At 40.6% G+C, this 14865-nt stretch carries 14 protein-coding genes; 5 read left to right on the top strand and 9 right to left on the bottom strand.

The features are described from left to right. Window positions 1-60: 60 nt before the first annotated feature. The gene (locus KO529_RS09785) at window positions 61-510 is read right to left on the bottom strand and encodes a nucleoside deaminase (protein ID WP_215947712.1); all 450 of its coding nucleotides are present in this window, start codon (window positions 508-510) and stop codon (window positions 61-63) included. Window positions 511-661: 151 nt separating this feature from the next. Here KO529_RS09785 and KO529_RS09780 point away from each other — a divergent pair, with 151 nt between their 5' ends. Further along, window positions 662-2440 carry a 1-deoxy-D-xylulose-5-phosphate synthase gene (locus KO529_RS09780; RefSeq protein WP_215947976.1) on the top strand — a complete coding sequence of 593 codons (1779 nt, stop codon included), beginning with the start codon at window positions 662-664 and terminating at the stop codon, window positions 2438-2440. Between the two features lies 1 nt (window position 2441). Next, the gene (locus KO529_RS09775; RefSeq protein WP_215947711.1) at window positions 2442-3554 is read left to right on the top strand and encodes a DUF3078 domain-containing protein; all 1113 of its coding nucleotides are present in this window, start codon (window positions 2442-2444) and stop codon (window positions 3552-3554) included. On the opposite strand, the gene dgt is transcribed toward KO529_RS09775, so the two are convergent. Then, a complete protein-coding gene (dgt, locus tag KO529_RS09770; protein WP_215947710.1) occupies window positions 3551-4894 on the bottom strand; it encodes a dGTP triphosphohydrolase in 1344 nt (447 codons plus the stop codon). The genes KO529_RS09775 and dgt overlap by 4 nt on opposite strands. Before the next feature lie 330 nt (window positions 4895-5224). Here dgt and KO529_RS09765 point away from each other — a divergent pair, with 330 nt between their 5' ends. The 3 genes from KO529_RS09765 (at window position 5225) to KO529_RS09755 (ending at window position 9512) form a co-directional block, all read left to right on the top strand. Beyond that, window positions 5225-6430 (top strand): porin, encoded by a 1206-nt coding sequence (locus tag KO529_RS09765; protein ID WP_215947709.1) that lies wholly within the window; start codon window positions 5225-5227, stop codon window positions 6428-6430. Window positions 6431-6503: 73 nt separating this feature from the next. Then, complete coding sequence (locus tag KO529_RS09760) at window positions 6504-8774, top strand: inorganic phosphate transporter (protein WP_215947708.1); 2271 nt, start codon at window positions 6504-6506, stop codon at window positions 8772-8774. Between the two features lie 24 nt (window positions 8775-8798). Then, window positions 8799-9512, top strand: coding sequence for a DUF6503 family protein (locus KO529_RS09755; RefSeq protein WP_215947707.1), 714 nt, complete (start codon window positions 8799-8801; stop codon window positions 9510-9512). A 1-nt stretch (window position 9513) separates the two neighbouring features. Here the strand turns inward: KO529_RS09755 and nadD are convergent, their stop codons facing one another. The 7 genes from nadD to KO529_RS09720 form a co-directional block, all read right to left on the bottom strand. Then, entirely contained in the window at window positions 9514-10101 is a 588-nt protein-coding gene (gene nadD / locus KO529_RS09750) for a nicotinate (nicotinamide) nucleotide adenylyltransferase (RefSeq protein WP_215947706.1), read from the bottom strand. A gap of 82 nt (window positions 10102-10183) precedes the next feature. Further along, a complete protein-coding gene (gene gmk, locus KO529_RS09745) occupies window positions 10184-10774 on the bottom strand; it encodes a guanylate kinase (RefSeq protein ID WP_215947705.1) in 591 nt (196 codons plus the stop codon). Beyond that, window positions 10774-11631: a YicC/YloC family endoribonuclease gene (locus KO529_RS09740; protein ID WP_215947704.1), complete on the bottom strand. Its 858-nt coding sequence runs from the start codon at window positions 11629-11631 to the stop codon at window positions 10774-10776. The genes gmk and KO529_RS09740 overlap by 1 nt, the downstream gene beginning before the upstream one ends. Window positions 11632-11745: 114 nt before the next feature. Then, window positions 11746-12117, bottom strand: coding sequence for an SdpI family protein (locus KO529_RS09735; protein WP_215947703.1), 372 nt, complete (start codon window positions 12115-12117; stop codon window positions 11746-11748). Continuing rightward, a complete protein-coding gene (locus KO529_RS09730) occupies window positions 12118-12942 on the bottom strand; it encodes a 3-keto-disaccharide hydrolase (protein ID WP_215947975.1) in 825 nt (274 codons plus the stop codon). A 25-nt stretch (window positions 12943-12967) separates the two neighbouring features. Beyond that, window positions 12968-13744, bottom strand: coding sequence for a 3-keto-disaccharide hydrolase (locus tag KO529_RS09725; RefSeq protein WP_215947702.1), 777 nt, complete (start codon window positions 13742-13744; stop codon window positions 12968-12970). 17 nt (window positions 13745-13761) lie between these two features. Further along, entirely contained in the window at window positions 13762-14814 is a 1053-nt protein-coding gene (locus KO529_RS09720) for a sugar phosphate isomerase/epimerase family protein (RefSeq protein ID WP_031446297.1), read from the bottom strand. Window positions 14815-14865: the final 51 nt, after the last annotated feature.

Here is a 14865-nt window from a genome sequence, read left to right as displayed (position 1 = left end):
AAAAATAGATGCAAAATCAGTTAATAAGTTGCGTATTAGGTATGTCCAAATGGACCCTATCTAATTTAAATTGCGTTTTTGGATAAAAAAGCGTTTCAAAATTTCTGATGCTTCCTCCTCCAAAACCCCGTTCACCAATTCGGTCTTGGGATGTATTTTGGTTCCCATGGCCACAAAGCCCCTATCCACGTCCTTTGCCGCATAGACAATTTTGGAAATTTGACTCCAGTACAGGGCACCTGCACACATTTGACAGGGTTCCAGGGTTACATATAGGGTGCAATTATGAAGATATTTCCCCCCCAGAAAATTGGCCGCTGCAGTTATGGCCTGCATTTCGGCATGTGCCGTTACATCGTTCAAACGCTCAGTTAAATTGTGAGCCCTAGCTATGATCCTATTCTCAACAACAATTACGGCCCCAACGGGCACCTCTCCTATTTCAAAAGCAGCTTCTGCCTCTTGTAAGGCCTTTTTCATAAAATAAGTGTCGTCAAACGGGTTTATCATACCTAACAATTAAGCCACAATAGTAAACAATATTGGCGAAGGTTCAAAAAAAATACGATTTGTTTAAAATATCCTGAAAAACCGCCAATCCTACACTAAAAAACATGCCATTCAATGTTTAAATACATTAGTTTTGCGTAACATTTTTAATATGCCCAAGGGAATTCTACAACATATTAACGACCCTAAGGATATTCGAACCTTAGAAATTGTCGATCTATTACAACTTGCCCAAGAATTAAGGGAGTTTATCATAGACATTGTAGCTACCAAAGAAGGGCATTTGGGGGCCAGTCTGGGTGTAGTGGAACTAACGATCGCCCTTCACTATGTATTTAACACCCCAAAAGACAAACTAATATGGGATGTTGGACATCAGGCATACGGCCATAAAATATTAACAGGCCGTAGGGATATATTCAATACCAATAGACAATTGGGAGGAATAAGCGGATTTCCCAAACGTACAGAGAGCCGGTATGACGACTTTGGCACCGGACACAGTTCTACCTCCATTTCAGCAATCCTGGGCATGGCCTTGGCCTCACAAATAAAGGGCGCAAAGAATATACAGCACATCGCAGTCATCGGTGATGCTTCCATTGCCAGTGGCATGGCCTTTGAAGGGCTTAACCATGCCGGGGACACCAACGCCAACATCCTAATTGTCCTAAATGACAATGCCATAGGAATTGATCCTAGCGTGGGTGCCTTAAAAAAATACCTGACCAATGTTAAAAAAGGTACCGCCAAGGACGAGAACATATTTGAATGTTTAAATTTTAACTATTCAGGCCCTATGGATGGGCATGATCTGGCCACCTTGATTAAGGAACTAAAGAGACTAAAGGACATTGAGGGACCCAAATTGCTGCATATCATAACTACCAAGGGCAAAGGGCTCAAAAAAGCGGAGGAGAACCAAGTAGTGTATCATGCTCCAGGAAAATTTAATAAGGAAACGGGCGACCTTTGGCCCAAAACCTCTGAAAAACAACCTCCAAAATATCAGGATGTATTTGGGCACACCCTCGTGGAATTGGCCAAAAACAATGAAAATATAGTGGGTATAACCCCAGCTATGCCTACCGGAAGCTCCCTAAAATATATGATGGAACAAATCCCAGAAAGGGCATTTGATGTGGGCATTGCTGAGCAACATGCCGTAACCATGGCCGGCGGAATGGCCGCAGAAGGCCTGGTTCCATTTTGTAACATCTACTCTACTTTTTTACAACGTGCCTATGACCAGATCATACATGATGTAGCACTGCAGAATCTTCCCGTTATATTCTGTTTGGATCGTGCCGGCATAGTCGGGCAGGACGGTGCCACTCACCATGGAATATATGATATGGCTTATTTACGCTGTATTCCAAATCTTATTATTTTTGCACCCTTGAACGAAATTGAACTTAGGGATATAATGTTCACCGCACAACTGGGCCTAGGGCAACCCATAGCCATAAGGTACCCTAGAGGAAGAGGGGTAACATTGGATTGGAAACAAAAATTTAATAAAATTCCAATAGGAATATCCCAAGAATTAAAAAAAGGAACGAAAATTGCGGTACTTTCGATCGGTCATATTGGGAATATGGTCGGTGAATTACTAAAAAGCGTGAATGACAGGGACCAAATTGGCCATTATAATATGCGTTTTGTAAAACCTTTGGACACGATTATGTTGCAGAAAATATTCTCGACCTATGAAAATGTGATCACCATCGAGGATGGCTGTAAAATGGGAGGGTTTGGAAGTGCAATTTTGGAATATGCCAACGAGATGCATAGTTTTGTCCCCATAAAGATTTTTGGCATTGAAGATATTTTTATAGAGCAGGGAACCGTTGAAGAGCTCCATAAAATAGCTAAAATAGATATATCGACCTTAAAAAATTATATTAACAACCTCTTGAATACTGATTAGCATGTACGGTAAAATATTTATTATTGTCCTTCTGTTCCTAAATTTTAATTTTTTATTCTCACAAGATACCATTCCTGCTCCACAAGCCCCGGACTCTACCCAGATAGATTCGATGCGCATAGACACCATCGTAATACGGACCTTACAGGACAAAATTAAATACATTCCACGGGGCGCAGACCTGACCAATCCTGTTGTTTCCTTTAAGCGCACCAAGCCCTTGGAAGAAAAATATAGACGTTTTAGAATTCCTTCATTTTGGGAAAAGGAGAATAAACTTGGATTTAATTTTAGTGAGGTAGCATTTGTAAACTGGAATGCGGGGGGAAACAATTCCATTTCCGGATTGGCCAGTGCCAAGTTTGTGCGAAATTATAAATTTAGATACGTTCAACTCAACAACAATTTGGACATACGATATGGCCTTAATGCCCAAGAAGGCTTTAAGTTAAGAAAATCGGACGATGCACTACGGTTTTCCTCCACCTTTGCATTTCGAAGGGATACCATAAGCAATTGGTACTATTCCGCCAGCGCAGAATTTAGGACACAGTTCTCCAATGGTTACAAATACCCCAATAGGGATAAACCAATTTCTAGATTTATGGCTCCAGGCTATGCCCTTTTGGGAGCTGGTACATCCTATATTCCGGAAGGCAATAAATTCAACCTACGTCTGGCGCCACTTACTTTTAAATCTACCTTTGTATTGGACCAAACCTTAGCAAACGGTGGAGCTTTTGGAGTTCAAAAAGCACTGGTGGATACGGATGGCAATATCATAAAGGAGGGCGAGAACGTTTATCTGGAATTTGGATTTCTGGTATCCAACTCCTGGGAAACCATGGTTTATGAAAATGTGAAATTAAATCACAGATTGCAACTATACTCAGACTACGTAAAGAATTTCGGAAATATCGATGTTGACTGGGAACTTAATGTGGATTTGACCGTAAACAAATATGTTAAGGCTTCCATTGGCACCCATGTTTTATATGACCACGATATTATATTCGATGAGGTAAAAGCTACAGATGGCACCATTACCACCCCAGGAAAACGCAAAATACAGTTCAAACAATTGCTGGGCGTTGGTTTGGTCTATGATTTTTAAAGCTGTTTCCCCATAATCTTATTATGGATATGTACCGCCGCACTATCCGATAAGCTGGCAACATAACAGCAGGTACTCAAAAGTATGTCGTATGTGGAACCTTTAGTTTCCCTATAAGCTTCGGGCAAAGTGGAAATCATAAGTCGATCATAATTGGAACTATTCCCTTCCTTATTCCTGATCAAAGCCGTGGTATACACATCCAAAATGTCCGAGATGATCCTGTATCCTGCTATTTCCTTTTCCAATACCTCTTGTGACCGGTAGACCTTCTGTACACTTAATGTAATAATATCTTCTATCTGGGCCTTAAACTTGCTTTTGTCCATTAAGGATACCGAAAATTCCCCATTTAGGATGGCATCCTCATTTTCAATAAAAATGGCAATGGCATCAGAAATCAAGGTGTTGATTGCCAGAGCCCTTAAATAGCTCAGACGATCTTCCATATAGACCAAATTATTATACTTTTTTATGTTGATACTGTCCTTAACCAACTTTATTAGATATTCCAAAGCATAATCTTCTGAAATAAGACCCAAATTGATTCCATCCTCAAAATCGATAATGGTATAACAAATATCATCAGCAGCTTCCACCAAAAAGGTAAGCGGGTGTCTGCAAAAACCAACATCCTTGCCCTTTCCCCTAGATTCCAGCCCAAGTTCGGCGGCCACTTCCTGAAAAGACGCCACATCTTGTTGAAAAAACCCGAATTTCTTGTCCGCAATATGCTTGGTCGGCTTTTTGGGCAAGGATTCCTTTGGGTACTTCATAAAAGCTCCCAAGGTGGCGTAACTAAGCCGCAATCCGCCTTCAACACCTTGGCGGGATTCTGTTAATAATCTATATCCATTGGCATTCCCTTCGAAATCTATGATGTCCTGATACTCTTTTTGGGTCAGTACCGCTTCAAACTGTTTGCCCCTGCCTGTTTTAAAGTATTCCCCTATGGCCTTCTCCCCACTATGGCCAAAAGGTGGGTTCCCAATATCATGTGCCAAGGCCGCGGCAGCGACAATGGCGCCAAAATCGTTAAAATGATAGCCGTGTACCTCGCGCAAATGAGGATGTTTTTCCAAAATTTTCTTCCCGGCTATCCTTCCAAGGCTTCTACCTACTACTGAGACCTCCAAGCTATGGGTAAGGCGGGTGTGCACAAAATCGGTTTTGGAAAGGGGTATAACCTGGGTCTTGTCCTGTAGGCTCCTGAAAGCCGCAGAAAATATCACCCTGTCGTAATCCACCTCAAAACCCAATCGGGTTTCATCCTGTTCCTTTCTAATTCTTTTGTGGGTATCACCAAAACGTTTCAAGGAAAGAAGCTGTTCCCAATGCATAATGTAATTTTAGAGGTCGCAAGATACATTTTTAGGAATTCAACACATAATAAAACCATCTACCACTTGGGACAAACCAAAACCCGCAACCCAATTTTAACGATTAATTAAACTTAAGATTACAATGAATTTAATCCTTATCCCCATCTTAGCATTTGTCTTAAGACTATTTTGGTTTCATTTTAACTATTAGTTTTTGTCGACTATTTATGTGAAATCGGAAGCTACCTCTGGCCAAGGTAGCTTTTTATTTAAAGTAATAATATTACTAAGTTAACATTAAATTAACATATATATTGGTACTTTGTCCTCGACAAAAACTAATACATTATGAAAATGAAATGCTTAGCCCTAGGGCTTGCATTGTGCTCAATTTTTATATCCTATTCACAGGAACCCAATGCCCCGGAATTTGGCAAAGGACTTTTTAATTTAATGGGCAAGGACAGTACATGGAGTGCCAAGATTGCAACTAGAATGCAATTTTTGAGCAGCACAACTTGGACTGAAAATGCGAACGGAAATTATACGGATCCAGATTTTAATGCGCTCATAAGAAGGGCCAGATTAAAATTTGATGGCTTTGTATATTCGCCTAAACTTAGCTACAAACTTGAATTAGGTTTATCCAATAGGGATATTTCTGGTGGCTCGAAATACACAAGTGACGCCCCAAGATATATCTTGGACGCCGTAGTAATGTGGAATTTCTATCAAAATTTTGAACTTTGGGTAGGTCAGACCAAACTTCCCGGAAATGTTGAACGGGTTATTTCCTCAGGCAACCTTCAATTGGTAGATCGATCCCTTCTTAATGGCCAGTTTACCTTGGACAGGGATATGGGCATACAACTTAGACACTACAGCTATCTTACGGATACTTTTTTAATACGGGAAATAGTCTCCATTTCGCAGGGCGAAGGTAGAAACGTCACTACAGGAAATCTAGGAGGGCATCAATACAGCGGACGTTTGGAATTATTGCCATTTGGCGAATTCCAAGGCGGAGGCGAATACAGCGGAAGCGATTTAAAAAGGGAAAAATCCCCAAAACTGATGTTGGCCGCTACCTACAACCTTAATCTTAATGCAGTAAAGACCAGAGGTAGTCAAGGGACTTATATGGAAACCGATTATGGTTTTCACAAAACCAATATCAATACCCTGTTCCTCGATGCCGTTTTCAAATATAACGGATTCTCTTTCATGGGAGAATACGCCCATAGGGATGCCCAAGACCCCTTTGCTAGAAATATAGACGGCTCCCTGACCGGAGAAGTGGTTCAGGTGGGCCATGGATTAAATCTCCAAACCGGTTATCTATTTAACAGCAATTGGGAGATTTCCGGGAGATACACCAATGTGGAATTAAATAAGAATATTACCGGTGAAAACCCAGAAAATCAATATACTCTGGGACTTTCCAAATATATTGTAGGCCATAAATTGAAGGTGCAAACAGACATTAGTTATCTTTCCGTGGAAAATGGAATGGATGCGATGATGTATAGACTACAATTGGACGTACATTTTTAGTAAAAAATATAACCTTAAGATAACGTTACGAACCTAGAGACTTTAGATATTTGCAAACTATTTTTATAAGATAATGGACAATTTATATTTATTAATGATCATTGCTCTTGCCTTTTTGGCAATTGCAGATTTAGTAGTGGGAGTTAGCAATGATGCCGTTAACTTTTTAAATTCCGCAATTGGTTCCAAAGCGATTTCGTTCAGGACCATTATGATCGTCGCCAGTTTGGGGATAGCCATAGGTGCCATTTTTTCGAGTGGTATGATGGAGGTGGCCCGAAAAGGAATCTTTCACCCTGGAGAATTCATGTTCAGCGAAATCATGATAATTTTCATGGCTGTTATGATAACCGACATCCTTTTGCTGGATTTTTTCAATACAGTTGGGATGCCCACCTCCACCACAGTATCCATTGTATTTGAACTTTTAGGAGCCTCAGTTGCAATGTCCTTTATTAAAATAGCCTCAAGCGGGGGTGATTATATTGATATATATAATTATATAAACACATCCAAAGCCACTGAAATTATATTGGGCATATTGCTCTCCGTTGTAATTGCGTTTTCCATAGGGGCCTTGGTACAATATCTCTCCCGTATTCTACTTTCTTTCGAGTTTCGAAAAAAAGCCAAGATTCTGGGGGCCCTTTTTGGAGGTATTGCCCTGACAGCAATCACCTATTTCATTCTTATAAAAGGTTTAAAAGGGGCTACTTTTGTAAGCGAGGATGTCCTGAATTATATAAAAAACAATACCAGCACCATTACCATTGGAAGCCTTGTTCTTTGGACCCTGGCATCTTATATTATTTCGGTAATATTCAAATACGACGTGTATAAACTCATTATTATAGTAGGAACATTTGCTTTGGCACTTGCCTTTGCAGGGAACGACCTTGTTAACTTTATTGGAGTCCCCATCGCCGCTTGGCAGTCTTTTGAAGCCTGGCAGGCCTCTGGAATACCAGCTAATGAATTTAGCATGACAGTGCTGGCCGAAAAGGTTCCCACCCCCACTATTTTGTTGTTCGTAGCAGGAATGGTCATGGTTCTTACCCTCTGGTTTTCCAAAAAGGCACGTTATGTAACACAAACAGAAATTAACCTATCTAGGGAAGGTGAATCCAAGGAACGCTTTCAGCCTAATTTTCTATCAAGGGGAATAGTTAGATCGGCCATGATGCTATCTACAGTTACCACTGCCCTTTTGCCAAAAGCCTTACAGGAAAAAATAGATTCCAATTTTAAAAAGCCCGTTATACCCCTTTCCAAAGATAAAACTTTCGAAATGCCAGCTTTTGATATGGTAAGGGCTTCCGTTAACTTGATGGTTGCCGGGGTGCTCATATCCGTGGCCACCTCATACAAATTGCCATTATCTACCACTTATGTAACATTTATGGTAGCAATGGGAACCTCTTTGGCCGATAGGGCTTGGGGCGCAGAAAGTGCCGTTTACCGGGTTGCTGGGGTATTGAATGTCATTGGAGGTTGGTTCTTTACAGCCATTATAGCCTTTGTTTCTGCCGCGGTTATAGTTTCACTTATCAATATACATGTTCCCTCTATGGTGGCCATTCTATTATTGATAGCAGTTTTATTGCTTGTAAGAAACTACATTTCACATAATAAAAAATCCAAGGAAATAAGAGCAGAAGACAGTTTAAGAAAGGCCGAAAGCAGCTCTATCCAAGGAGTGATCGAGGAAAGTGCGGACAATATCTCCAATGTGGCAAAAAGAAGTAACAAAATTTACACACACATCATCGACGGACTTGCCAAACAGGATTTGGAGCTTCTAAAAAAGAACAAAAAACAGGTTGTTAAACTTTCTGCTGAAATAGATGAACTAAGAGATCATATATTCTATTTTATCAAGAATTTGGATGAGGCCAGTGTTGGTGCCAGTAATCTTTATATTAATATATTGGGGTATTTACAGGATATGGCCCAATCATTGGAATATCTGAACAAGATAAGCCATAAGCACATCCACAATAACCATAAAAAATTAAAATACAACCAGATTAAAGAGCTTAAGGAAATTGATCTGGAACTACAGAAATTGTTGAGTGCCACAAAGGCTGCATTTGAAACCCGCTCCTTTGAACGCATTGGTGTAATTTTTGCCAGCAAACAGGAACTACTGGATATGGTTTCACAAAAAATAGAAAAACAGATCGCTAGGACACGTACCGAAGAGTCCAGTCCAAAAAATACCACTTTGTACTTTACATTTCTTTTGGAAACAAAAGATTTTATTAACGCTACCATGAATCTTTTGGAGCTTTATTACAATGAGCACGATAGTACGGTGGAACCTGCCAAATTGGAAATACAATAGGGCGCATAACAATTGGAAGTTTGCATGAAATACTTATTGATGTTGGTATGTTTTGTTCATGCTACAGGATGTTTGGGCCAGGGGATATCCGGATCTGAACTCTTGGACAAGGCTATTGAATATCATGACCCCAAGGACAATTGGCACTCCTTTAAAAATGATTTTACGGTAATCATGGAAACGCCCAAAGGGGATAAAAGAAAAAGCCGAATCAACATTGACTTGCCCGCATCCTCCTTTAAGTTGACCACCAATAAGGCTGGAAAAACCATAGAACAGATTATGGTCAAGGATACATGCATTCTGAAAATTGATGGTGCAGCCATTATTTCGGAAAAGGATAGGGCATCCCATAACATCTCCTGTGAACGGGCCAAAAAAATGAGGGACTACTACACCTATCTCTACGGTCTTCCCATGAAATTAAAAGACCCGGGGGCACTTGTGGACCCGCTTGTTGAGACCAAAACCTTTAAGGACAAGAAATATTTGACACTAAAAGTCACTTATTCCGAGGATGTGGGAAGGGATACCTGGTATTTCTATTTTGATCCAACCAGCTATGCCATGAAGGCTTATCAATTCTTCCATGATGAATCCAAAAATGACGGTGAATACATTGTATTATCAGGGGAAGAGATTATCAGCAATGTTAAAATGCCCAAGAAAAGGGCATGGTTCTACAACAAAAACGATCAATATTTAGGAACGGACATTTTGAGTAAAACTCCGCATTGACCTATCTATAAAAATTCATTTCATCCATATATTTCCAGACTCTTTCAGGAAGCATAGGTCTAACATTTTTCCCCAACTTATGTTGGGCCCTAATAAAGGTTGAGGATATTTCCATGATAGGGGCTTCCACGTGTTGAATCTTATCGTGATTTCTAAAACGATGCACTACCTCTCCTTCAGAAATTCTTGGATAGACATAAATGTAATGGTTTTCCAGAATTACCTCATAATTCTTCCATTTATGCAGCCCTTTTAAATTATCCTCCCCCATTATCAAACAGAAATCATGTTTGTTATCATACTTTTCCAGCAAATGGGCCAAAGTGTTTACCGTATAATTCGGCTGTGGAAGATCAAACTCTATTTTGCTCGGCTTTAATTTGGGATAATCCAAGGTAGCTTCGGCTACCAGTTGATAACGATGATGATTGTCCAGCAGGCTTTTTTTGGTTTTAAATGGACTTTGTGGAGTAACCACGAACCAGACCTCATCCAAATCAGAAAACTCTACCATATGATTGGCAATCACCAAATGCCCTATATGGATCGGATTGAAGGTGCCAAAATAAAGTCCAATTTTTTTATTCATGCGAAATTTGATTCAGTATCATTTTTGAATGAAGTACTTTACATTTAATGGGGCGGGCCAACCTGAACCGGGCCTTGGTTTCCTAAATTTTACTTTTAATTTCAACGCCCACATATTCCGCCACCAATTTATGCGCCTCGTCCAATGCGGTATCCAAATCATAATTCTTAATTACCACATCAAATTGTGGAGCAGTGGCCAACTCTACCGAAGCTTTGGCAATCCGCATATTTATTTTATCCTCTGACTCCGTACTGCGCTTTTTCAACCTAATTTTAAGTTCATCAACACTTGGTGGCTTAACGAAGACGGCAAGCGTCTGATCAGGAAACTTCTTTTTTATCCGCAATCCACCTACCACGTCTATATCAAAAATTACGTTCTTGCCCTCCGCCCAGAGTCGGTCTACCTCACTTTTTAAAGTCCCGTAGAAATTATCCCTGTAGACCTCCTCCCATTCCAAAAAGTCATCGTTCTTAATGTGCCTCTTAAATTCGGACAGGGTCATGAAATAATAATGTTCGCCGTGTTTTTCCTTACCCCTCCTAGGCCTGGAGGTTGCAGAAATGGAAAAAGCCAAATTGAGTTCCGGCTGATTTAATAAATGTTTGACGATGGTAGTTTTTCCACTGCCCGAAGGGGCAGAAAAAATAATTAGCTTTCCTCCTTTCATTATAAAACGTTAAGCATTTGTTCTTTGATCTTTTCCAATTCATCCTTCATCTGCACCACCAACTGTTGCATAGGGGCAAAGTTTGCCTTGGAACCTATGGTATTGATTTCCCTTCCTATTTCCTGACTAATAAAGCCCAACTTCTTACCATTGGAGTCGTCAGATTTAAGGGTTGCGGCAAAATAATCCAAGTGATTGAGCAACCGGACTTTTTCTTCCGTGATATCATATTTCTCAAGATAATAGATAAGCTCTTGTTCAAAACGGTTTGTATCAAGATCGGCTTTTAAGTCCGCAACAGCCTTTTCCAGTCGCTCCCTGATCGTTAGCAGCCTGTCGGGATCCATTTGTGCCACCTGTTCCAATAAGCTCTTTAAAACGCTTATTCTGGCCTCAAAATCGGCTTCTAAAACCGTTCCCTCTTCCGTTCTAAAAATATTTATTTCCTTTAGAGCTTCCTCCAATGATTCCTTTATGACCTTATATTCCTCTTCATCAATGTCCTCCCGTTCCGTTTTCATAGTATCGGGCATGCGCATGGCAATTTCCAACAGACCCATTTCATTCCCCGAAACAATATGTCCCAACTGCTTCATGTATTGCCTTACCACTACTTCATTAACTTCCGAAGAGGTCTCTGCACCCGTATTTTCAATGTAAAGACTAAAATCTATTTTTCCCCTAACCAAGGAGCCCGCAATGGTCCTGCGCAATTCCAATTCCTTTTCCCGATAGGTGGAGGGTATTCTGGCATTTAAATCAAGGCTTTTACTATTTAGCGATTTGATTTCGATGGTGATTTTTTTCGAAGGAAGTTGAATAACATGCTTCCCAAACCCTGTCATAGATTGGATCATAAAATATTTTTAAATTTTGTCAAAGGTAAATAAAAATGAGGTTTGTATTCCTCGATAGTCAAGTACAGTGCAAAGTCATTCATTAAGGCCCTTAATACTATTCTGAACACTTCCCTAATGGGGTTTGCCCTCCTTATTTATTCGTTTCCCATTTTTATCAAAATTATGCGCTAATTGCTGTTCGCACCAAAATATACCTGCAAACAAGGCTACTACTAGAAAAAAACCGGAAATACCTAAGGACCAAGTGGGAGAAATAAAATAAGCTACAGTCCCTACCACTAAGGTGGCCATGCCCGTGTAAAACATCATTTCGGCTCCAATTTTATTGCCGAAATCCCAAGTCTCCTGGTTCCTCATGCTTTTCCTGGTGCGATAGCCATAAATAAAATTAATGCTTTTGGGAGGGAATGCTTTATAATACCAAGCAAAAATAATTAATAGCAGACTGGGCGCTGTGGCTCCAAAGAAAAATTCCCAGTGCATCTAAAGCTCCCTAACCCAAATATTCCTATAACTTACCCGGCTATTGTCCCCATGGTCCTGTAATTTTAAAGGACCCTTGCCGTGGGCCGGGTTTTTGGGCCAGCCTATATAGGGGGTAGTTCCCTTAATTTCAACATTGTCTTGAACCAGTACCCCATTATGTAAAACCGTAATGGTTCCAGATTTAATTTTATCTCCTTCATCATTGAACTCCGGGGCATGATAAATAATGTCATAGGTATTCCATTCCCCTGTGGGTACGGATGCCATTGCGAGCGGTACGTGCTGCTTGTAAACAGAACCCACTTGGCCGTTTACATAGGTATCGTTATCATTGTTATCCAAGACCTGAACCTCGTACAGCCCATTTAAAAAGACCCCACTATTGCCCCTGCTTTGACCCTTTCCCTGAACTTCTGCAGGAGATTTCCATTCCAAGTGCAATTGTATACTTCCAAAATTTTGGACCGTCTGTATATCACCTGTCTTGTTGTTAACGGTCATACTACCATCATTGTTCACGATCCACTTGGCCACTGTACTATCCCTAGAAGAGATCCAGTTGTCCAGATTGCCTCCATTAAAGAGTATAATGGCATCACTTGGAGCCCCTTTAATGGGATCATGTGGATTTACTACGGGTGGTACCGGTTTATAAAATTCGGTCTCTTCCGGGGTAGTAGGTTCCGTACCGGAGTATTCCCCGTGTACTACAAACTCTTCCCCAGTTGGTTTTATGTCTTTTGGTTCCAATGGATCCACGCTAACCTTTTCCTTACACGCAAATGCCAAGAACAAAATTAACGGAACATAAACAGATCTCATTTTCATAACAATATCCAATAACGGTTTAATCCAATGTTTTTATCTTAATATTTCTGTAGGACACTATGTCCCCGTGATCCTGTAATCCTATTTTTCCAGTTCTATACTTTCCAAAATGCTCCGATCCCTTAAATTTAGACTTGTCGATCATAGCCTCCCATTCCTCTCCATGTACTGGGAAAGAAGCCACTTCCGTACCATTTAGGACTACATTTCCCTTATTGGTTTTATGGTTTACTGTGATAACACAGGTATTCCATTCCCCAACAGGTTTGGTTACGTCCTCACTGGGACCAACCATATCGTACAAAGCTCCTGCCTGTCGAACAGGTCCATTTTTTGCGTCAGGGTGTTTTTCATTATCCAATACTTGTATTTCAGGTCCTGAGTGGTAAGCCTCACGAAGACTTTCAATTTCTTGCACTCCCCAGAATATACCGCTATTACCGCCTTCCGAAATCTTCCAATCTATGGAAAGTACAAAGTTGGTAAACTCTTCATTAGTCACTAAATTGTATTTCTCCCCTTTTGCCCTTTCCTTGGGAGGATAGAACACCATGGCACCGTCCTCAATCTTCCATGCATCCCCAACGCCATCTTCCTTATACCTTTTCCAGGCATCGAAGTTGGTCCCGTCAAAAAGCACCTTCCATTCCCCTTCAATTGGGGCTGTTGGAGGTGGAGTTGTTTTCTCAGAATTGGCAAGGGGATCTGAGTCCGTGTCCATGTTTTTTTTATCCGTTTTATCCTTACAGCCAATAACCATGACAGCTATTAAGGCACTGAAAATTAATTTTTTCATTTTCCTATTGATTGATTTTATAGTCCTAATATTTTCTTCAATACTGCTTTATCTATAGCCGCCCCTGCAAAATCGTCAAAGGTTTTTTCAGTGGCCTCAATTATATGGTCTTGGATAAACTTGGCACCTTCCCTAGCTCCTTGTTCCGGACTCTTTATGCAGCATTCCCATTCCATAACCGCCCAAACATCACAGCCGTACTGGGTTAATTTGGAGAAGATGGACTTAAAATCTATCTGTCCATCCCCAAGCGAACGATATCTTCCAGCCCTGTCGCCCCAATCGTTAAAACCACCAAAGGCTCCTTTTTTGCCTGTGGGATTAAATTCCGAATCCTTAACATGAAAAGATTTTATGAATTCATGGTAATGGTCTATGTAAGCTATGTAATCCAACTGCTGAAGTACAAAATGACTTGGATCGTACAAAATATTAACTCGTTTATGGTTACCGGTAGCAGCCAAGAAACGTTCAAAAGTATCCCCATCGTGAAGATCTTCGCCAGGGTGGATTTCGTAACATACGTCCACACCTTCCTTGTCAAAGTGATTTAGGATGGGCAACCATCTTTTGGCCAGCTCTTCGAAGCCCATTTCTACCAATCCTGCAGGTCTCTGCGGCCATGGATGGGCGGTATGCCATAGTAGGGAGCCTGAGAAAGTGGCATGTGCTTTTAGCCCGAGCCTACGACTCGCCGTGGCTCCTTTTTTAACAACATCAATGGCCCATTCGGTACGTGCCTTTGGATTGTTCTTCACCTTGTCCGGCGCAAAATTATCGAACATAAGGTCATAAGCAGGATTCACTGCCACCAATTGTCCTTGTAAATGCGTGGACAACTCTGTAATTTCCAGTCCATAGGAATTTATCTTTCCCTTTAATTCATCACAGTAGGTCTGACTCTCGGCAGCCTTATCCAAATCGATAAGAAAATCTACCCAAGTAGGTATTTGTATTCCCTTATATCCTAAATCGGATGCCCATTTACACATGCCATCCAATGAATTGAATGGTGCTTTTTCATCAACAAATTGTGCTAAAAATACTGCCGGCCCTTTAATTGTCTTCATTTTGATTTTTTATTAAGTATAATTGAAAATAACCTTTGTTAACATTTAGGA

Source organism: Arenibacter algicola (assembly GCF_018860365.1).
Lineage (GTDB): Bacteria > Bacteroidota > Bacteroidia > Flavobacteriales > Flavobacteriaceae > Arenibacter > Arenibacter algicola_B.
This window is presented reverse-complemented; position numbering and strand designations above follow the sequence as displayed.